We start from the raw sequence: 19,258 nt of genomic DNA, 5'->3' as shown, positions 1-19,258 counted from the left end.
AGCCCTAAGCTACCACATTATAAAACTAAAGCGGGTGGTTATTTGCCTGCTCAGTAATTTCTTTTTCTGTTGTTTCTGGTGATTGAGTATTACGTGCCAGCAAGTAATACGCACTTGGAATAACAAACAAGGTGAGTAAGGTTGCTACTGCTACACCTGTTAGAATAACAATACCAATTACCATGCGGCTCTCAGAACCAGGACCGGATGCCAGTACAAGTGGCACGGAACTCATTACCGTTGTGAGAGAGGTCATAATAATTGGACGCAAACGCTGTTTTGATGCACTGATCAGCGCTTCGCTGAAGGCAACGCCTTTATCACGTAGTTGGTTAGCAAATTCAACGATTAAAATACCGTTTTTCGCACTTAACCCTATCAACATTACAATACCAATTTGGCTATAAATATTAAGGCTGGAATCGGTAAAGAATAACCCTGTCAGTGCCCCAACTAACCCAAGTGGTACTGTTAGCATGATTACTAATGGATGCACAAAGCTTTCGAATTGCGCTGCCAAAACTAAGAAGGTCACAGTGAGAGCCAGAATAAACACATAGGTCATTGCCGATGCGCCTTCATAGAACATTTCTGATTCACCTTTATAGTCAATAGCGCCTTCAATATCGTTTTCTTCCATTGCTACTTCATTTAAAAAGTCGAGCGCCTCTGCCAGTGAGTAGTTTGGTGCTAAGTTGGCACTAATGGTAATTGAACGCATTCGGTTATAACGGTTTAAGCGTGCAGCAGTTGCTTGCTCATTAATGGTGATCAAGCTGTCCAATGGCACCAGATCATTACTGCGCGATTTTAAGTAAATAGACGAAATATTTTTCGGATCTGAAAAGTCTGCTTTTGTGCCTTTTAAGATCACATCGTACTCTTCACCGCGATCAATAAATGTTGTCACGCGGCGCTGACCTAACATTGATTCTAAGGTGCGGCCAATTTGCGATACGCTGATACCGAGATCAGCAGCTTTGTTTTTATCGATACTGACTAAAAATTGCGGGAAGGTTTCTTTGTAGTCGTGATCAAGGCGTACTAATCCTTTATTTTCTCGGGCACGCTCTAAAATACGATCGCGCCAATTTACTAGCTCTTCGTAGCTGTTTCCTTGCAGTACAAATTGAACAGGGCGACTATTGCCACGACCACCTATACCTGAGCGCATAATGGCAAACGCACGTACGTCTGTGACATCAGTAAGCTTTCCGCTGATCTCACCCATCACTTGCCATGTGTCACGCTTTCGCTCATCCCAATCAGCCATACCAACAATGGCAACACCGCCGCGTCCGCCCCAGCCTGGTACGCGAATAAGCACACGACTCAATTCGCCATTTTCGTGATAGGGCATTAACTTATCTTCGATTTGTGCCATGTTTTTTGCGTTGTTCTCGTAACTCGCACCTTCCGGGCCATTCATCATAATAAAGAAGGTACCACGGTCTTCTTTTGGTGTGAGCTCTGAGGGCAATTGCTTAAACAATAAATAACTCGCAAGTCCGGCAAAAACCAGTAATAACAACATGCTCTTTGAGCTCGCGACATTATTTCGTAGCAGTGTTTCGTAACCTGTTTCCACCTTGCTAAATAGTGCATCGACTTTATGGCTAAAGGCGGATTCTTTTTCGCTTGGCTTTAGAATTTTTGAACACAGCGCAGGGGACAAGGTCAATGCTGTAACACTTGAGAAAATTACTGCGGCACTGGTTGCCATAGCAAACTCAGTAAACAAGCTGCCGATGCGCCCTTCCATAAATACCAAAGGGACAAACACTGAAACCAGTACCAATGTGGTTGCCACTATCGCAAAGCCAACTTCGCGTGCTCCTCGGTATGCTGCAAGCAATGGTGGCTCACCCAGTTCAATACGGCGGTGAATATTTTCAAGCATTACAATGGCATCATCGACCACCAGACCAATGGCTAACACCAGCGCAAGTAGGGTTAGCAAATTGATTGAATAACCCATGGCGTAAAGAAAAGTAAAACTACCAATCAGTGCAACTGGCACGGTAATGGCGGGAATAATTGTCGCGCGTACACTGCCTAAAAATAAGAATATCACAGCAACCACAAGCGCCATTGCAATTGCCAGCGTGCGGTAAACTTCGGTTATAGATTCGCGAATAAAAATTGATGAGTCGTAACTGTCTTCTATGGTTGTGCCCTCAGGTAAAGAGCGCTTAATTTTCTCAATTTCTTCGCGGGCTTTTTCGACCACAGTTAAGGTGTTGGCTTTGGCTTGTTTAATTACGCCAAGACCAATCATATCTTTACCGTTACCACGGAATAGGTTTTCTTCATCTACCGCTTCTAAACGAACGTCTGCAACTTCTTTTAAACGCACTAAGTAGCCATTATCTCCCCGTTTGATGACTAAGTTTTGGAAGTCATCTTGCGATTTATAGCTACGGGCAATGCGCACGGTAAAGTCGCGATCGACAGATTCAATTTCACCCGCTGGTAACTCCACGTTTTCTTGGCGCAGAACGCGCTCAATTTCATCGGCTGTCACGCCTTTGGCTGCCATGGCATCACGATTTAGCCAGACTTTCATTGAATATTCACGTTGGCCACCAAGTCTGACATTCGCAACGCCATCAACCACGGCCAGTCGGTCAACAATATAACGCTGCGCATAATCAGACAGTTGCAATGAATTCATTGAAGTACTGTTAAGTACAAACCAAGCAATTGGACTTTCATCACTGTCTGACTTTGAAACCTCGGGTGGGCGTACTTGCTCTGGTAAGCTATCAAGTGCGCGAGATACGCGCTCGCGCACATCATTTGCTGCTGCATCTATATCACGGTCGATGTTAAATTCGATGGTGATATTTGAGCGGCCATTGCGGCTTGAAGAATTGATACTTTTTACACCTTCAATGCCCGAAATGCGGTTTTCCAATACTTGTGTTATTTTGGTTTCAATAACCTCTGAAGATGCGCCTGTGTAGTTGGTGCTTACTGACACGATGGGCGTATCAATATCAGGGTACTCTCTTAGTGGTAACATTGAGAAGGCAACTAAACCAAAGGTAAGTAACAGTAAGTTGATTACGGTTGCAAAAACCGGTCTTTTAACTGAAACGTCGGTTAATATCATTTCAGCATCTCCTTCACCGTTACTTGGCTACCTGGTCTTACTTTGATAATTCCTTCTGTGACTACAACTTCACCTTCATTTAAGCCATTACCAATTGCTACCCAACCACCGCGGCGAAGACCAATCGTTACTTGGCGCTTTTCAACTACACCGTCGTTTATAACATAAACAAAGTGCTTTTCTTGTTGGGGGATCAAAGACTTTTCAGGCACCATTAACGTATTTTCAGCGCTTAACTCTAACTGGGTATAAAGCAACATGCCGGTGCGCAATGCGTTATTTTGATTATCAAAGCTCGCTGTGATTTTTACGCTGCGTGTTGCTGAGTCAATACGACTGGCAATGTGCGATACTTGACCGCTAAATGTTTTGGTTGGATAAGCTGGGCTTGACGCTGACACAGTCATACCAACAGATAATTGTGCGAGGTATTTTTCTGGTACGTTAAAATCAGTTTTAATAATGCTGGTGTCATCAAGGGTGGTAATTTCTGTGTTGGAATTCACAAATGTACCTTTAGACACTTCACGCAGACCTAATGTACCGCTAAATGGCGCATAAAGTTTCATTTCTGACAGTTTTATTTTAGCACTGGCCAGTTGGGTTTTCGTCGCCTCATAGCTTGCTTCTTGTTCATCTAATGCTGAACGAGCTGTTGCTTGCGTTTTGGCTAATTGCTGTAAACGTTTTAATTTACGGTTTTCTTCTTTTAATAGGATTTCGAGCTCTTTAACGCGCGTTTTTTCTTCTGCGTCTTGCAACTCAATCAGTAATTGCCCTTTTTTGACCTTTTCACCATCATCAAAATAGATGTTTTTTATGTAGTCAGATTGTGCGCTGACGAGCGTAATTGCTTGATTTGCGCGGGCTGTACCAATTGACTCAATAATATTCGCTTGGCGACTAGTCGCTACTGTGTGCGCTTGAACGGGAGTTGATCTCGCCCCACGTTTATTTTGCTGCCCTTGAGACTCTGGCAGATACAAATAAATACACAAGCCAAATAGAATAATACAAATCAAAGGAAATAAGGCTTTACCAGATTGTTTCGCGTACATAGCAATTCTCGCAACTGTTCGGGGTTTACTATTCTACTAAACAGTTTAGAACTTGTGCGTGTTAGGCATCGTATAATATTGTGAATTAAACGTGTTTTTTATGTTGATATATAGAAGAGATGAAAAATAAAAGTAAAGGTTGTCCCTATTGTAGGCAAATAAGGGCGATGTTAGTTTGGGCTATTTTAATGGCTTTGTTTTATTTTGCTTTTTGGACCTAACGTAACAATGACAAAACGTATCAAAATTTCAGCAAACGCACATAAGCATGGCGGTGAGTTTTTAGTTGCAGGTGGTGTCGTACTCATTGCGGTGTTACTGGTTGTGAAGTTTAAACCTGATCCAGTCAGTATTTTTGACTTTGCTGTTATTATCGCATCTTTGTTTGCCATGTTAATTGGTTATTTTAAGTTATCAGAACCACGCTATAACTTAGTGCTTAGTAAGAATGGTTTAGTGTTCTATCATCGATATGGCAAAGTGCGCATCTCTCGTAAAAATATCGCTTCAATTGGTCAAGTCCAGATAAGTAATGATCAACAGTTCCTTGAGTTACCCTGTTTGGGGTTGAAACTAAAATCGTTGTCACCGTTGATTAAACGAATGCCACCGAGGTTAGCGCTCAAACTAATTATGGAGCAGCGAAGTTGGTTGATTGCTGGTATAAAAATAAAGTGGCCGACAGGTAATGTGCCCGAAGATTGGCTGATAGAAGAAAGTAAATACCATGATAAGTTTAATACAAATGGATTACTGGCGATGCTGACACATCGGCTTGAACATTTTGATACCCTTTTTGGCTATCACTTTTTAATATCCTATAATTACTTTGATCGCTCTGCAGAAGAGTTTGAGAATTTATTACAGCATTGGCTGCGAGATCCCGAGAAAACGATAGAAAAATATAGTAGTATCAATTAGAAATAGTTGGTTTGAATCGTTAGAATTTGAACAAGCACCCCGTTAAATTAACAACTGTGCTTTGGAAAGATTGAATATGACAACAGAAAGAGCATTTGTAAAAAGTGGTCGTAACACAATAATTCATAAAGAAAAAAAATACGACCTAGTAATTATAAATGGCGAAAGTCACCCTAAAATACGTGTGACATCAGATGGGTTACAACCATTCAAAGAAAGTGTGCCGCGCAATCGTCGCGAAGCAAAAGAGCGGTATTTGGAAATTGTTCAAATTGGCTCACCCGATGTTTTCGGTGAAGAGAAACAGTTATTGTTTTTACAAGCGCTTGATGGGCGTGAATACAAAGTAGATTACTCAAAAGTTGGTACTAAGTTGTTTGTGCGAGTGCATCAAGAAAGCTATATGTAGTTACTAAAAAAATTATTCGATTATTAAAAAGCAGCCATGATTTGAAAATTGTGGCTGCTTTTTTGCATCTTAATTTATATTTTTCATAATTTGGGGTTAGGTAGCGTTATGATTAAACAAACACAGCGTGCAACAATTGTTGCTTCAATGTGTGCGCTGGTATTGCTCGGCTGCGGTGGTAGTTCAAATTCATCTGATGATAACTCGGTGACGCAACCGCTTTCAGTAAATGCGGGCTCAGATATATCACTTGATGAAAAATTAACGTTCACACTAGCTGCGGTAGCTAGTCCCGAAGGGGGCAAATTTACTTGGCGTCAATTAAGTGGGCCACAAATTGAAGGCTTTCCTTTAGAGGGCGCTAAGCATGATGTGACTGCACCTGATGTAAAGCAAGATCAGGTATTAGAATTTAGTGTTGAATATGTTGCGCCTGATAATCGCACAGTCAATGACTCTGTATTAGTTTCAGTTAATTCAGTGAATTTATTACCTGTAGTGGTGATTAAACAAACAGCACCAAGTACCTTGCCCTCACAATATGACGACACCATTGTACTTTCAAGCGCAGACTCATTTGACCCCGATGAAAATGGCAAACTTGTCGATTATAAGTGGCAACAAATTGCAGGTTCTAACATTGCAATTACAGATACAACGTCTGCTAATTTGTCATTCAGCCACCCGTTATTAGCTCAAAATGAAGATGTTACCTTTGAATTAACCATTACAGATGATGAGGGTGGGCTAAAGAGCAACTCGCTGACACTCACCTTACAACAAAGTAACCAACTGCTTTATGCCAATGCAGGTGCTAACCAAAGCGCATTTGAATTTTCAACGGTAACCTTAGATGCGACAAAATCTACCAGTGTTGAATCGAGTTTTTCCTGTGCATGGGTACAGCAATCAGGCACCACAGTCACCTTGAATAATCCTGAATTGTGCCAAACCCAATTTATAGTGCCTGATGTCGATGCGCCTGAAGCTTTAACATTCGAAGTAACGGTTCGCGACAGTGCCAATCGAACGGATAGCGCACAAACTCAAGTGCTTGCAGAGCCAAAAGCTTTAGGTCTTATTAACGATACGGGTATGAACCGCTGTTTTGATAACAGTCAAGCGCTGACCAATTGCGTGTCGACTGACTTCCCAGGTCAAGATGCATCAAGAGGTCGTGACGTGCATGCCAGTTTGCTCGATAAAGTGGGCAGTGGGCCGGGTGCTTTTGATTTTACTAAACTCGATCAGTTTGCAGGTGAGCTACCAGATAGCAGCACTACGTTTAGTTGTGTTAGAGACAATATTTCCGGTTTAATTTGGGAAGTGAAGCAAGCCACTAGTGGTACTTTGCCGGCTACTCAATTGCGCGAAGCGCAAAATAGTTACAGTTGGTTTTTAACCTCGGTTAATAATGGGGGGGAGTCAGGCTTTGAAGCACCTGCTCGCACTTCTTGTCCTAGTACTGTTAATTGTGGTTTGGAACAATACATCACAGAAGTTAACGAGGCTAACTATTGTGGTGGTAACAATTGGCGGGTGCCGACGCACAGTGAATTAAGTTCATTACTTTCTTTTGCACAAGAAGGCTCTGGCAGCGTGATGATTGCTGATTTCTTTCCTAACACTGCAACGCAATTAATAAATGATGTAGTCCCCTATTGGACGATGCAAACCAGTGTTGAAGGTGGTGAAAATGCCTTTGCCTGGGCGATTGATATGATTTCAGGCAAAGATATTGGTTACCCTAAACGAAATTTGGGTTATGTGCGTCTGGTACGAGATACCAGTAACAACGATTAAGTGGGGAGTAAGAATGAACCTAATTAAATTTACCTTAATTTTAAGCTGTATTGTTGTTTTCCCTTTAACTGCACAAACCTGCTTCACGAGCGTGCCAGAAACAACACCAACTGCTCAGTTTACAATAAACAATGATGGCACAGTAACGGATAATTTAACCGGTATAATGTGGATGCGTTGCAGTATTGGTCAAAGTTGGGACGCTAACAATCAAACATGTACTGGCGGTGTTGAACAGTTAACTTGGCAACAAGCCTTGCAAACAGGTTCTCAATACCAGTTTGCTGGGTTTGACGATTGGCAATTGCCTAATGTTAAAGAGCTTAGCACCATTGTGGAACGTCAATGTGTCGATGCAGCTATAAACAAAACCTTGTTTCCTGTCACTATTGCGCAAAATTACTGGACCAGCTCTAGTGGTGTAGGTAATGCATCCCAAGCGTGGGCGGTGGCGTTTTATAGTGGTAAAACTAACCTAAGAAGTAAGACGTCAGATATCCATTTACGTTTAATGCGATATGCGAAATGACTTTGTATACACCTTGTTAGTTTGCTAATCTTGCGAAGTTATCTTTAGGGTGTGGTAGTTATGAAATTGGTGCGATTTTGGGTCTGCTTGGTTGTAATCTTATTGTTTTCAAGTCCTTTGTTAGCGGATGAATTATGTGATGTTGAATTAGGTCATGGTGTAATTATCACTAATGATGTAATTCGCATTGTCGATAATGGCCAAACTAATGTGCAAATTAATGATGATTCACAGCTTTTTATTAGAGGTCGTTGGATTGAACTAAACCAAGATGAAGAGCAAATTCTTAGAGAGTACAGCAAAGGGTTAAGAAACACTGTGCCTGAGCTTGTTAAGCTTGCTACCGATGGTGTTAACTTAGGCCTTTCTGCCATAGAGCAAGTGGTAACAGGTTTTACAGATAAAGAACCTGAGGTTCTTAAAGATCAGCTAAAATATGTTGAAATTGCTCTAAAAGATAAGTTTAAAGTCGGCGATGACTTTTACTACATTGCGCCTCAATCCCTTTCTAAATTAGATGATTTTTTTGAAAAAGAGATCAGCCAAAAAATTCACTCTGCTGTTCATGGTTCGCTAGGGGCTATTTTAGTTGCGCTAGGCGATGCGTTTGAATCAAATGAAGGGAATATCGAACAAAAAATTAGTGGTATGGGTGAACGCATTGACATTATTTCGAGTGAAATAGACAAGTCATTACAGAAAAAAGTCGTGCAGTTAGAAGATAAAGCCAATGAATACTGCGGCTGTTTACGTACGTTGAATGAAACGGAAGACAAGTTACAACAGTTAGTGCCTGAACTTGCTGATTTTGACTTAGTACAGGTAAAAGGATTGAGTTTGTAATGACAGAGCAAAAACTTATCAATCATCACTTTCAAGTTGACTGTGATTGGCTAAATGCACACTTGAACGATTCAAACTTGTTAGTGCTTGATGCCAGTATGGATAATCCGATAAACAAATCGAGTATTGAAGCTAAGGGGGTTATTCCCGGCGCATTGCGCTTTGATTTTAGCAATAATATTGTCGACACCAACGCATCAAGTCCTAATATGATGCCGAGCGCGACTATTTTCGAAGAAAAGGTAAAGCAACTCGGCGTTAAACATAACTCATATCTTGTGGTGTACGATAAGCAAGGTCTCTTTTCAGCTGCCCGAGCATGGTTTATGTTTAAAACCATGGGATTTGATAATGTAGCTATTTTGCGAGGTGGTTTACCTGCGTGGCAAGCACAAGGTTATGAAACAGTTGATAATTACCAAGAGCCAAGTGGTGATGGTGACTTTGTGGTTACGCAAGACAAGCAGTTATTTGTTGATAAACACTATGTGCTAAATGCTATTAATAATGACGATATTCAAATTGTTGACGCAAGAGGGTATGGTCGTTTCAGCGGGCAAGAAACTGAACCTCGTTTAGGAATGCGAAGTGGTCATATACCTAACTCTTTAAATTTGCATTATGCCAGTTTGATAAAACAAGGCGCATTGCTTGATGAAAATGAGTTAAAACGTATTTTTAACGAGTTAGTACCTGCACCAAAAGAGTTTATATTTAGTTGTGGTTCGGGTGTTACCGCATGTATTTTAGCCTTAGCGGCAGACATTGCAGGGTTTGAACAGGTAAAAGTTTACGACGGCAGCTGGAGCGAGTGGGGTAAAGACAAGCTATTACCAATAGATACAGTTTAAAACAAAATCATCTATAAACTTCTTTTTTAGATGATTTTGTTCATTTCTCAGTAATTAAACCTTATTAATTGTGTGTTTGTCTTTACGAAATATTTTCACACAAATTACAACTAGCAATGATAGTACAAACAACTAGACTACACCTAGTTAAACCCCTGTATTATCATTATGAATATCACGCGAAGTTCCTTAAAAAATCCAGCCAGTGTGCTGGTAATTTTAGTGCTGATTATGCTGTTTGGCACTATCAGTATTTTTAAACTACCTATTCAACTAACCCCTGATATTGAACAACCTCAAATCACCATAATGTCTGGTTGGCGCCAAGCTGCACCAGAAGAAATTGAGTCTGTGATTATTGAACCGCTGGAAAATGCGGTCAAAAACACCCCTGGTGCGCTTGAGGTAAATACGCAAATAAACCAAGGCCAAGGCTTTATAAATTTAACCTTTGCGGTTGGCAGTGACATGCAAGAGGCGATGCTAAATGTACTTAACAGCCTAAACCAAGCACCGCCATTACCATTAGATGCAATGGATCCAATTGTTACTGCGGGTGGTAATGCAGGGCCTGGCTCTGGGGGACCAACTGCGGCAACCTTGCTGGTTGTACCTACTGAAAGCAGCGGACATCTTGATATGGCTCGCTATCAAAAACAAATCGATGAATTGATTCAACCGCGTTTGGCTAAAATTCCAGGCGTTGCATTTGTTAACTTGGCAAGTGAACGACCACGTGAGCTTCGCGTTACCTTTGATCCGCATAAAGCCGCTGCGCTTGGCGTTAGCTTAAATCAAATTAGCCAAACTTTGGCTTCTTCTACTGATACTTCAGGTGGTATCGCGGATGTTGGCCGTCGCCAATATACTGTCCGTTTCACTGGCCAGTATGACGTTGATAATATGGCGCAAATGCGTATTGGTTATTCAGGTGAACGCGCTATTTTCTTGGGCGATGTGGCACAAATCGAAAATACAGTAACCGATCGTCGTGCGATGACGCTACGAAATGGTAAACCTGCTTATTACATTACCCTGACACGTGCGAATGAATCTAATACCGTTGCGGTACTCGATGAACTCAATGCCACAATAAAGCAGTTAAATGAGGGAATATTAGCCCAAGAAGGGTTAGCGATTGAATTAAGCTACGATGCATCCGTGCATATTCGTAATGCATTACAACTTGTTAAAAGTAACCTTGGGTTAGGCGTGTTATTGGCGTGTGGTATTTTATGGCTGTTTTTTAGAGGCTGGCGAACAACGTTAATTATTGCATCGACAATTCCGGTGTCACTAATGGTCGCATTTTTAGCGCTCAGTATTTTTAATCGTAGTTTAAATGTTGTATCACTTGCGGGCTTGGCGTTTGCAGTAGGCTTAGTGCTCGATGCTGCGATAATAGTGCAAGAAAATATCTCCCGGTTAATGCAAGAAGGCATGGCACGAAAGCAAGCTGTGCTTAAAGGTGCTGTGCAAGTGAGTGGTGCACTGTTTGCTTCAACAGCGACCAGTGTGGCTATTTTCTTACCGATTCTATTTATGGCGGGTATTGAAGGGCAGTTGTTTTCTGATTTGGCCTTAACGCTTTCTATTGCGGTTATTGCGTCATTAATTAGTGCTATCAGCATTATCCCAATTGCAACTAAATACCTGTTAGGTAATGAAGATAATGAGGATAAGTTTCATGCATATTGGCGCAGACTGACCAATTTCATTATGCGATTGACCAGTACCCGAACTAAACAAGTTTCATGGGTGATTGGTTTATTGGGTGGTTCAGTGGTTGTGATATATACCTTAGTTCCACAAACAGACTTTATGCCCAGAGCGCCAACAGATGGCTTTTTCTATAGCTTAGTGACTCCTGCTGGTGCCAATATTGACTATATGGAAGAGGAACTGGCAGAAAAAGTTAAGCAGCGTTTAATGCCTTATTATCTCGGTGAGAAGACGCCAGCAATTAAAGATTTTAACTTTTATGTATTTGGTTCAAATGCTGGTGGCTTTATTTATTCTGCCGATGCGCAACGTGTTGAAGAGTTGATGCAGGTGGCGCGCGAAGAAATCTTTGCAGAGCTTCCCGACACGCAAGTCTTTTTATTTAGAGGCTCAATGATCCAAGTAGCCAATGGCGGCAATGGGCGTACTTTAAGTATCGACTTGCAAGGCTCAGATATGGAACAGCTAATGTCGAGTGCACAATTAGCGCTTGCTGAAGTGAAAAAAGCCATGCCTGAGGCAATGGCACAGCCGCAACCTTCATTGAATATGGCTGAACCAGAGCTAAGGCTTACACCAAATGATAGGCGCATAACCCAAGCTGGTTTAACGCGTCGTGAAGTGGCCAGTGCGGTACAAGCATTTACCAGTGGTATGTTTATCAGTGAATACTTTGATGGTAACGAGCGTATGAATGTTATTTTGCGCGCAACGCCCTGGCAAAGCCCTGAAGAATTGGCAAATTTACCGATAACAACACCACTTGCGGGCGTACAAACCTTGGGAGAATTGGCAACAATTGAGCGTACCGTGGGGCCATCGCAATTACGGCGTGTAAATGGTTATCGTACTGTGAGTATTCAAATTACGCCGCCAAATAATATGAGCTTACAACAAGCACAAAAAATACTGAGTGAGCAAGTGATGCCAGTTGTACGCGAAAACTTACCGCGTTCAGCCAATGCCATTTTGGCGGGTAATGCACAAAAAATGAAATCAGCAATCGAAGAGATGGCATATAACTTTGTACTCGCACTGTTTATATTATTTTTGTTAATGACTGCGTTGTTTAAATCAGCACGCGACAGCTTGTTAGTATTATTGGTAATGCCACTGGCCATTGCCGGCGGTATTTTAGCACTTGCTGCGCTTAACGTTGTGAGTTTCCAGTCACTCGATTTACTGACCATGATTGGCTTTATCATCTTGCTAGGCTTGGTTGTTAACAATGCAATCTTGCTTGTTGACCAAACACGTCAAGGAGAACGCGGGGGGCTATCACGACGTGAAGCGGTTGAAAATGCTGTACTAATAAGAGCTCGCCCTGTTTATTTAAGTACCTTAACTAGCCTCTTTGGTATGTTGCCTCTGATGATAATGCCGGGTGTGGGTTCTGAAATTTACCGAGGACTGGCAACTGTAATTGTTGGTGGTATGGCGATTAGTGCTTTGTTTACCTTGATTTTGATGCCAAGTTTATTGCTGCTTGGTAAACAAGCGCCACCCAAGTTACATCAGGCAAATACAAAAAATAACAAAACATCATTAGATCTGGTTGCAAATAAGTAGGGGACACCAAGATGAATAAACCATTTAATACACTGCTAGTTGCTTCATCGTTTTTTGTTGCGCCTCTTTATGCTGTGCCAAGTGTTGCTGTCAATGTTGTTGAGCAGGCGCCCTTAGTACAAACCGTGGCGCTTAATGGCACATTGCGAGGTAAAGGCGATGTAGACTTAACAATGGGCACTTCAGGTAAGCTAGCCTTTGTTGCGGAACCAGGCGCGGTGGTTAAGCAGGGGGATGCGGTTGCACGTATTGAAATGTTGCCACTAGAACTGGAAGCGGCAGAGCAGCGTATTATGATAAGACGGGCAGAAGTTAATTTAACTTATCAACGCCAAGAGCTTGAAAGGCTGAAAAAGCTTGCTAAAACAAGCAGTGCAGCAGCGAATCAGGTTGATCTAGTACAAAGCCAACATGACTTAGCGTTAACGGATATTGAGCTAGCAAAAGTAAAACTTAAACAAATTGAAGATCGCATGGCACGCGCAACCGTCGTTGCGCCATTTGACGGAATTATAAGTAAGCGCTTTTTACTTGCGGGCAGTGATGCAAGTCGTGCTGATAAACTCGTTCACTTTATCGATATTAATAATTTAGAAGTACGTTTTTATGCGCCCGTTAAATACTTGGTATATGCCGAGGTTGGCCAAAAAGTCACCTTAAGCAGTGGCAGCTTTGATAATTTACAATTTGCTGACGCTAGGGTTACTGCAGTGATTCCAGCGACTGATTCACGTTCTCAAACATTTGAAGTGAGGGCAAAACTGCTAGGTGATAAAAATAAAGGCTGGGCGAGTGGTCAGTTAGTTGACGTGGATTTTAAGATTGAAAAAACGGCGCCAAGTCTACTGGTTGAGCGCGATGCATTAATTTTACGAAAAGCAGGCGTGCATGTAGTAAAAATCCAGTCGGATAATAAAGCGCTGCAAGTTGCCGTTGCTGTAGGGCAGGGGCAAGGGTCAAAAGTTGAAGTCCGTCCGCTTGAGCAAGGTGCGCTAAAACAGGGAGATAAAGTTGCAACACGAGGTGCTGAAAGATTAACGTCAGGGCAAGAGGTGCTTGTGCAGCAATAAATATTTGCTAACTTTTACGTTGCTTGATGGTATAAATCATTATGTGACGTATTACTTTGGCATTTTAGCTGGCTAATTTGATGCTATTTGAGAAAAGAAAACTCGAAAAAACAGGCTGTTTTACTTAATTCGCAGAAATAGTGAAAATAAAAGCAAGTTTTACTTTCCCTCGGGGCAAGAGATCTCTATAATTAGCCGCTATCAAATTTACACATGAGCTGAACTAAAGATCGGGTTTCTTGATCTTAGCCTGTATTTGCTGTATAAAGAGCGCCCTTTGATTATTTCCGGGGCAGAAACGTACACAAAACCTCGGAAGAAAAGATTTAGCTCGAGCGAAGTTATTGGAGATATATAGACATGTCTAAAGTCTGTCAAGTTACAGGTAAGCGTCCAGCGGTAGGTAACCACCGTTCACACGCTCGCAATGCGACTAAGCGTCGTTTTTTACCTAACCTACAAACTCACCGTTTTTGGGTTGAAAGCGAAAAGCGTTTCGTTACATTACGCACTACTACTAAAGGTATGCGTATTATCGATAAGAAAGGCATCGACGCGGTATTAGTTGATATCCGTGCTCGCGGCGAAAAAGTATAAGGAGCTTAAGTCATGCGTGATAAGATCCGTTTAGTTTCTACTGCTGGTACTGGTTATTTCTACACTACCGACAAAAACAAGCGTAACATGCCTGAAAAAATGGAAATCAAAAAGTACGATCCTAAAGTACGTAAACACGTGATTTTCAAAGAAGCAAAAATCAAGTAATTGTGATTTGCTGAAAGAATTAAAAAAACCCGAGCTTGCTCGGGTTTTTTATTGCCTCAATTTCTATTCAACACCGTGAATTGTTTTACTGACAATTAGGTCGTAATTGTTAATTACGTTCGTGAGTGGGATAGAATGCAAATCCAGAAGTTCCCCTTGATTACGGCCTGAACTCTTCGCTTTGTAAAGGGCTTGATCAGCAAGCTCAAGCGCTATATCCAGAGACTTTTCATCATAGATAGACACATTAGAAGCAACACCTACAGACATTGATATGGATAAGGTGTGCTGTTCAAATTCAACGGTTTCATTCTTTATTAAGCAGAGCAGTTTGTGCAGCAACTTAGCATCGCTGTCGTAATTGCTGTTTTCAATCACTAACAAAAACTCTTCGCCGCCCATCCGAATAAAGTTATCTTGTTTGCGGATTGAGTTTCGAATACGCTGACAAAATATTTTAAGAATATAGTCGCCACATGCATGACCATAGTTATCATTGATTGATTTAAAATGGTCGATATCAAGGACAAATAAACTAAAGCTAATCTCGGAAGAGTTTAAAATGTGTTCTCGTTGTTGTACTTCAAAAAAGCGACGACTTAAGCTGCCAGTGAGCGGGTCAATAAAGCGTTCTTCATTTAATTTAGTATTGTACTTAGTAAGTGTTTGGTTTGAGTTTTTAAGTTTACGATAAAAAATGGATAGCATGACAAACGCGAGAATTGCAATTACCGCACTTAATAGCCAAATTTTTTGCTCTAGCGATTTGTTTTCAATTTCAATATTTTTACGTTGATTTTCGAATGCCAGCTTTTCTATCTCTTGGTCTTTTTGAGTTGCTTGATAAAGCTCTTTTATGCGTAACATACGGCTTTCGCGTTCAGTATTAAAAATCTTATCACTAAGCGATTTATAGCGAAGTTGGGCGTTATACGCAGCTTCATAGTTTTTGATACTAGCCATTGCTTCAGACCAGGATTTAAAATTATCTGCTAATTGACTAACCATTTTGAATTCTTCAAAAAAGCGATTGCCCCGCTCAAAATAGTCTTTGGCTATTTCTAGTTCGTTTAAATAAACATAATTAATTGCCATAATGGAGTAGGCATGAGCAGCAAGGCTCCTGTAATCGCTTTCTTGTGCGTAGGCTAAGGTTTTTTCAGCATAGTTATTTGAGAGCTCAAGGTCTCCTTCGGTGAAAGCTATAGCGGCTAAATTACTGTAAATCTCATGGATAGCATCTTGATGATCTAATTGCTCTGCTTGTGAAATAGCATCTAAGTAAATGGCTTTGGCTTCACTTGTATTACCTTGAGAGTTCAGAATAAACCCTCGGTTTTGATAAAGCCCAAGTATTGCGCGCTGGTTATTTATGCTGCTATACCAATCAATCGCCAGTTGATTATTTGCAAGCGCATCGTCATAAAAACCAAGCTCCGCTTCTGATATTGCCATTATTGCCCAGCTGGTAGCCGCGCGATAATTATCTTGGTTAATAGTGGCGATTGTCAGTGCTAACTTAGCCGCTTCTATCGCTGCTGAGTGCCTACCTGTATCTTGTGCCATCATGGAGAAAGTTGTAGCAATCCAATATTTTAAAACGGATGATTGACTGTTTAAAATATGGTTAAAAGCCTGCTCAATAAAAAAGTCATATTGTTCTGTATTTTTATCAAAATAATAAAACCACGCTTTGCAAAAGTTTGCTGCGGCATGAATTGCTGGGTTAGAGGCCGTGGATATTATCAACTCATCTAATACCTGCTGAGTGTTGCTGTAGCTCTCTTGATTCTTGGTGGTAAGTTCTAAATAGCAGCGATATCCTAGTAAATAAGCGAGGTCATCATTTGTTTTTGTTGGATTGTCAGCAGCAAATGAATTTAGAGCAGATAAGGTTTGTCCATTATCCTCATTATATTTTATCGAAAGTAGCTCCACTCCTTGTTCAAACTCAGAAAATACTAAACTGGTTTGCTTTTCTATCTGCGAACTAATCTTTTGCTGAGTGGCTTGCTCTATTTCGGAAGATAGAGCAAATAGGGGAAATACCGCCAGCAGGAATAATAAATACCTAATAGATAACATTAATAAGCTTAACAAACATACTTTAAGTAAGCATAGAATGTAATAACGGGGTTGCATAGCCTTTAACGTGTTTGTTTTTCAAACACATAAAAAAAGGTGCTAGCAGCACCTTTTTCAATATTATTTAAGCAAATTATGCAAATGCATCTTGTAGTGGTGGTACTACTTGCTTCTTACGGCTTAGTACGCCATCGAGCCATACGCGGCTTTGCTCAGGTGCAACACCGTAAGCACGCTCAACAATGCTTTCGTCATCAGACGCGATAAGCATTTGTGAACCTTCTTTCATAATGTCTGTAAGCAGTAAGAACACAGAGTGACGACCGCCTTCTTCTTTCAGCTTTGCAATATCTGCTTCAAGATCAGCTTTGATGTCGTCAAATACCGCTAAGTCGATAACTTCTAACTGACCGATACCTACAAGGTTACCGTTCATATTGAAGTCTTTAAAATCACGCATTACTAAGTCGCGGGCTGGTGTGCCTTCAACCGCTGATTTCACTTTAAACATTTCCATGCCGAATGCTTTGTAGTCTTCGATGCCTGCGATTTCTGCAAGTACTTCAACACACTTGATATCAGCCGTTGTACAAGTTGGTGACTTGAAGATTACTGTGTCAGATAGGATTGCACCTAACATTAGGCCAGCAATGTTCTTTGGAATCTCAACGCCGTAGAAGTCATACATCATCTTAATGATGGTGTTTGAACAACCTACAGGACGGATCCAACACTCAAGTGGTGTAGAGGTTGTTAAATCGCCCAGTTTGTGGTGGTCAACAACACCCACAACCGTTGCTTCATCAATATCATCTGGTGCTTGTGTTTTTTCTGTGTGGTCTACAATGTAAACCTCTTCACCTGCGTAGCTCATTTTAAGCTCAGGTGCTTCAAAACCAAATGTGTCTAGAATGAACTGTGTTTCAGGTGATACATCGCCTAAACGTGTTGCGATTGCTGCTTCACCAATTTGGTTTTTTAAATATGCAAGTGCAATTGCACCACAAATCGAATCTGAATCAGGGATCTTGTGACCCACTACATACATTGCCATGGACGGAACTCCTTAAATTTTGGCGCATAGTTTAGCAAAAAAATAGCCATTTAACAGCGACAGAAATTACTCATTTGGTATTACTTATTCACGAGCTGAATAGGTGCCAAAACTGCTTGTTTCATATAGACTTAGTTATACTTAAATAGGCGCGTTTAGGATCGAAATGATTAGGCTTGGGCGAACTGGTTGGAATAATGTCATTATTTTTGCCATGTTAATAATGATTTTTTTGTTTAATGGACTGCATCATAAAATTATTTCATCTTCGGAGGATGAGACAATTCAACCACTGCTGCCACCAAATAGCGCAGTACTTACCTATCAATATAGCGATTTTAAAATTGAGCGAATTGGCACAAGTTGGCGTGCTAATACTCAGTTAGCGCTAGATCTTGAATTGCTTGATTTAAATTGGCGTCAAGCCACTGGCGAGCTACTCCCTCAAATAGATGAAAACACCTCGGCGCTTACTTACGTTGAAATTTATATTGCCGGTTATGAACGGAGTTTAGTGTTTAACGTATTTTCTATGCCAAATAGTTGTTATCTTGAAGATAATCAATCGCGTCGTCTTAAATTAAATAAACAAACCTGTAGTCAATTATTTCCCAATACGGAGTTTTAGAATTATTTATGCCTGAATTACCAGAAGTTGAAGTGAGCCGTTTGGGCATTAGCCCACACATGCTTAAGCAAACAGTGAAGCAAGTGCGCGTGCATCAAAAACAATTACGCTGGCCTGTTCCCGATGATGTTTATCAACTCGAAGGAAAAGTAATTAATGAGATTAGCCGTCGTGCAAAATACTTAATGATTAGTGTTGATAGCGGAAGCGTTATTTTGCACTTAGGCATGTCGGGTAACCTTCGTGTGGTCGATAATTCTGTGCCATTAAAAAAGCATGATCACGTCGAAATAGAGCTCGAAAATGGCAAAGTGCTTCGTTTAAATGATCCGCGTCGCTTTGGAGCCTGTTTGTGGCAAGCTTCAGGAGAGGTTCACACAAGTTTGTTAAAATTGGGTCCTGAGCCGCTCACTGACGACTTTGATGCTGATTATCTCTATGAAAAATCGCGTCAAAAGCAAACTGCGATAAAACAGTTTTTGATGGACAACAATGTGGTAGTTGGCGTGGGTAATATTTACGCTAATGAATCGTTATTTAAAGCGGGTATTCATCCTAAACGCGCGGCAGGAAAAATCGCGAAAAAGCGTTATCATGAGTTGGTACCAATCATTAAGCAGACCTTAGCTGATGCCATTGAACAAGGGGGAACAACCCTTAAAGATTTTGCGCAAACAGATGGCAAGCCAGGTTATTTTGCTCAGAAGTTACTGGTGTATGGTCGCAAAGGCGAACCTTGTGTTAATTGCAAAGAACCACTAATGGAAATTCGCCAAGGTCAACGTAGTACGGTGTATTGTAAGAATTGCCAAAAATAATAAATTAAAGGATTTAAG

16 protein-coding genes are annotated in these 19,258 nt (G+C 41.1%); 12 read left to right on the top strand and 4 right to left on the bottom strand.

Going from position 1 to position 19,258, the window contains the following annotated elements; genetic code table 11:
• Positions 1-25: 25 nt before the first annotated feature.
• Positions 26-3,115 (bottom strand): efflux RND transporter permease subunit, encoded by a 3,090-nt coding sequence (locus tag OM33_RS00855; RefSeq protein WP_038637504.1) that lies wholly within the window; start codon positions 3,113-3,115, stop codon positions 26-28.
• On the bottom strand, positions 3,112-4,173 hold the full coding sequence (locus OM33_RS00850) for an efflux RND transporter periplasmic adaptor subunit (RefSeq protein WP_038637501.1): 1,062 nt from the start codon (positions 4,171-4,173) through the stop codon (positions 3,112-3,114). Before OM33_RS00850 ends, OM33_RS00855 begins: the two co-directional genes overlap by 4 nt.
• A gap of 228 nt (positions 4,174-4,401) precedes the next feature.
• Here OM33_RS00850 and OM33_RS00845 point away from each other — a divergent pair, with 228 nt between their 5' ends.
• The 10 genes from OM33_RS00845 to rpmG all read left to right on the top strand — a co-directional run bounded on the left by OM33_RS00845 (position 4,402) and on the right by rpmG (position 14,655).
• Positions 4,402-5,094, top strand: a complete 693-nt coding sequence (locus tag OM33_RS00845) for a DUF2982 domain-containing protein (protein ID WP_038637499.1) — start codon at positions 4,402-4,404, stop codon at positions 5,092-5,094.
• 76 nt (positions 5,095-5,170) lie between these two features.
• The gene (locus OM33_RS00840) at positions 5,171-5,503 is read left to right on the top strand and encodes a hypothetical protein (protein WP_038637497.1); all 333 of its coding nucleotides are present in this window, start codon (positions 5,171-5,173) and stop codon (positions 5,501-5,503) included.
• A gap of 108 nt (positions 5,504-5,611) precedes the next feature.
• Positions 5,612-7,306, top strand: a complete 1,695-nt coding sequence (locus OM33_RS00835; RefSeq protein WP_052140841.1) for an Lcl C-terminal domain-containing protein — start codon at positions 5,612-5,614, stop codon at positions 7,304-7,306.
• Between the two features lie 13 nt (positions 7,307-7,319).
• Positions 7,320-7,835: an Lcl C-terminal domain-containing protein gene (locus OM33_RS00830; protein ID WP_038637492.1), complete on the top strand. Its 516-nt coding sequence runs from the start codon at positions 7,320-7,322 to the stop codon at positions 7,833-7,835.
• 60 nt (positions 7,836-7,895) lie between these two features.
• Positions 7,896-8,678: a YggN family protein gene (locus OM33_RS00825; protein WP_038637490.1), complete on the top strand. Its 783-nt coding sequence runs from the start codon at positions 7,896-7,898 to the stop codon at positions 8,676-8,678.
• The gene (locus OM33_RS00820) at positions 8,678-9,529 is read left to right on the top strand and encodes a sulfurtransferase (protein WP_052140840.1); all 852 of its coding nucleotides are present in this window, start codon (positions 8,678-8,680) and stop codon (positions 9,527-9,529) included. Before OM33_RS00825 ends, OM33_RS00820 begins: the two co-directional genes overlap by 1 nt.
• A gap of 168 nt (positions 9,530-9,697) precedes the next feature.
• Entirely contained in the window at positions 9,698-12,820 is a 3,123-nt protein-coding gene (locus OM33_RS00815; protein WP_038637487.1) for an efflux RND transporter permease subunit, read from the top strand.
• Positions 12,821-12,831: 11 nt separating this feature from the next.
• A complete protein-coding gene (locus OM33_RS00810; protein WP_052140839.1) occupies positions 12,832-13,890 on the top strand; it encodes an efflux RND transporter periplasmic adaptor subunit in 1,059 nt (352 codons plus the stop codon).
• Between the two features lie 360 nt (positions 13,891-14,250).
• A complete protein-coding gene (gene rpmB / locus OM33_RS00805) occupies positions 14,251-14,487 on the top strand; it encodes a 50S ribosomal protein L28 (protein WP_010562023.1) in 237 nt (78 codons plus the stop codon).
• A gap of 12 nt (positions 14,488-14,499) precedes the next feature.
• On the top strand, positions 14,500-14,655 hold the full coding sequence (gene rpmG / locus OM33_RS00800; protein WP_005493124.1) for a 50S ribosomal protein L33: 156 nt from the start codon (positions 14,500-14,502) through the stop codon (positions 14,653-14,655).
• Positions 14,656-14,718: 63 nt separating this feature from the next.
• Here rpmG and OM33_RS00795 read toward each other — a convergent pair whose 3' ends face one another.
• Entirely contained in the window at positions 14,719-16,740 is a 2,022-nt protein-coding gene (locus OM33_RS00795; protein WP_038637480.1) for a tetratricopeptide repeat-containing diguanylate cyclase, read from the bottom strand.
• Positions 16,741-16,873: 133 nt separating this feature from the next.
• A complete protein-coding gene (locus OM33_RS00790) occupies positions 16,874-17,794 on the bottom strand; it encodes a manganese-dependent inorganic pyrophosphatase (protein ID WP_038637477.1) in 921 nt (306 codons plus the stop codon).
• Positions 17,795-17,960: 166 nt separating this feature from the next.
• Here OM33_RS00790 and OM33_RS00785 point away from each other — a divergent pair, with 166 nt between their 5' ends.
• Positions 17,961-18,422: a hypothetical protein gene (locus OM33_RS00785; RefSeq protein ID WP_052140838.1), complete on the top strand. Its 462-nt coding sequence runs from the start codon at positions 17,961-17,963 to the stop codon at positions 18,420-18,422.
• Between the two features lie 8 nt (positions 18,423-18,430).
• Positions 18,431-19,240 carry a bifunctional DNA-formamidopyrimidine glycosylase/DNA-(apurinic or apyrimidinic site) lyase gene (gene mutM, locus OM33_RS00780; protein ID WP_038637475.1) on the top strand — a complete coding sequence of 270 codons (810 nt, stop codon included), beginning with the start codon at positions 18,431-18,433 and terminating at the stop codon, positions 19,238-19,240.
• Positions 19,241-19,258 lie beyond the last annotated feature (18 nt).

It is taken from the genome of Pseudoalteromonas piratica, assembly GCF_000788395.1.
Lineage (GTDB): Bacteria > Pseudomonadota > Gammaproteobacteria > Enterobacterales > Alteromonadaceae > Pseudoalteromonas > Pseudoalteromonas piratica.
Note: the sequence above shows the minus strand (reverse complement) of the source record. Positions and strands in the feature narration are given on the sequence as shown.

Excerpts from the sequence above, each read along its gene's own strand:
- OM33_RS00855 (WP_038637504.1), bottom strand. The coding sequence starts at position 3,115 with ATGATATTAACCGACGTTTCAGTTAAAAGACCGGTTTTTGCAACCGTA.
- OM33_RS00850 (WP_038637501.1), bottom strand. The coding sequence starts at position 4,173 with ATGTACGCGAAACAATCTGGTAAAGCCTTATTTCCTTTGATTTGTATT.
- OM33_RS00845 (WP_038637499.1), top strand. The coding sequence starts at position 4,402 with ATGACAAAACGTATCAAAATTTCAGCAAACGCACATAAGCATGGCGGT.
- OM33_RS00840 (WP_038637497.1), top strand. The coding sequence starts at position 5,171 with ATGACAACAGAAAGAGCATTTGTAAAAAGTGGTCGTAACACAATAATT.
- OM33_RS00835 (WP_052140841.1), top strand. The coding sequence starts at position 5,612 with ATGATTAAACAAACACAGCGTGCAACAATTGTTGCTTCAATGTGTGCG.
- OM33_RS00830 (WP_038637492.1), top strand. The coding sequence starts at position 7,320 with ATGAACCTAATTAAATTTACCTTAATTTTAAGCTGTATTGTTGTTTTC.
- OM33_RS00825 (WP_038637490.1), top strand. The coding sequence starts at position 7,896 with ATGAAATTGGTGCGATTTTGGGTCTGCTTGGTTGTAATCTTATTGTTT.
- OM33_RS00820 (WP_052140840.1), top strand. The coding sequence starts at position 8,678 with ATGACAGAGCAAAAACTTATCAATCATCACTTTCAAGTTGACTGTGAT.
- OM33_RS00815 (WP_038637487.1), top strand. The coding sequence starts at position 9,698 with ATGAATATCACGCGAAGTTCCTTAAAAAATCCAGCCAGTGTGCTGGTA.
- OM33_RS00810 (WP_052140839.1), top strand. The coding sequence starts at position 12,832 with ATGAATAAACCATTTAATACACTGCTAGTTGCTTCATCGTTTTTTGTT.
- rpmB (WP_010562023.1), top strand. The coding sequence starts at position 14,251 with ATGTCTAAAGTCTGTCAAGTTACAGGTAAGCGTCCAGCGGTAGGTAAC.
- rpmG (WP_005493124.1), top strand. The coding sequence starts at position 14,500 with ATGCGTGATAAGATCCGTTTAGTTTCTACTGCTGGTACTGGTTATTTC.
- OM33_RS00795 (WP_038637480.1), bottom strand. The coding sequence starts at position 16,740 with ATGTTATCTATTAGGTATTTATTATTCCTGCTGGCGGTATTTCCCCTA.
- OM33_RS00790 (WP_038637477.1), bottom strand. The coding sequence starts at position 17,794 with ATGGCAATGTATGTAGTGGGTCACAAGATCCCTGATTCAGATTCGATT.
- OM33_RS00785 (WP_052140838.1), top strand. The coding sequence starts at position 17,961 with ATGATTAGGCTTGGGCGAACTGGTTGGAATAATGTCATTATTTTTGCC.
- mutM (WP_038637475.1), top strand. The coding sequence starts at position 18,431 with ATGCCTGAATTACCAGAAGTTGAAGTGAGCCGTTTGGGCATTAGCCCA.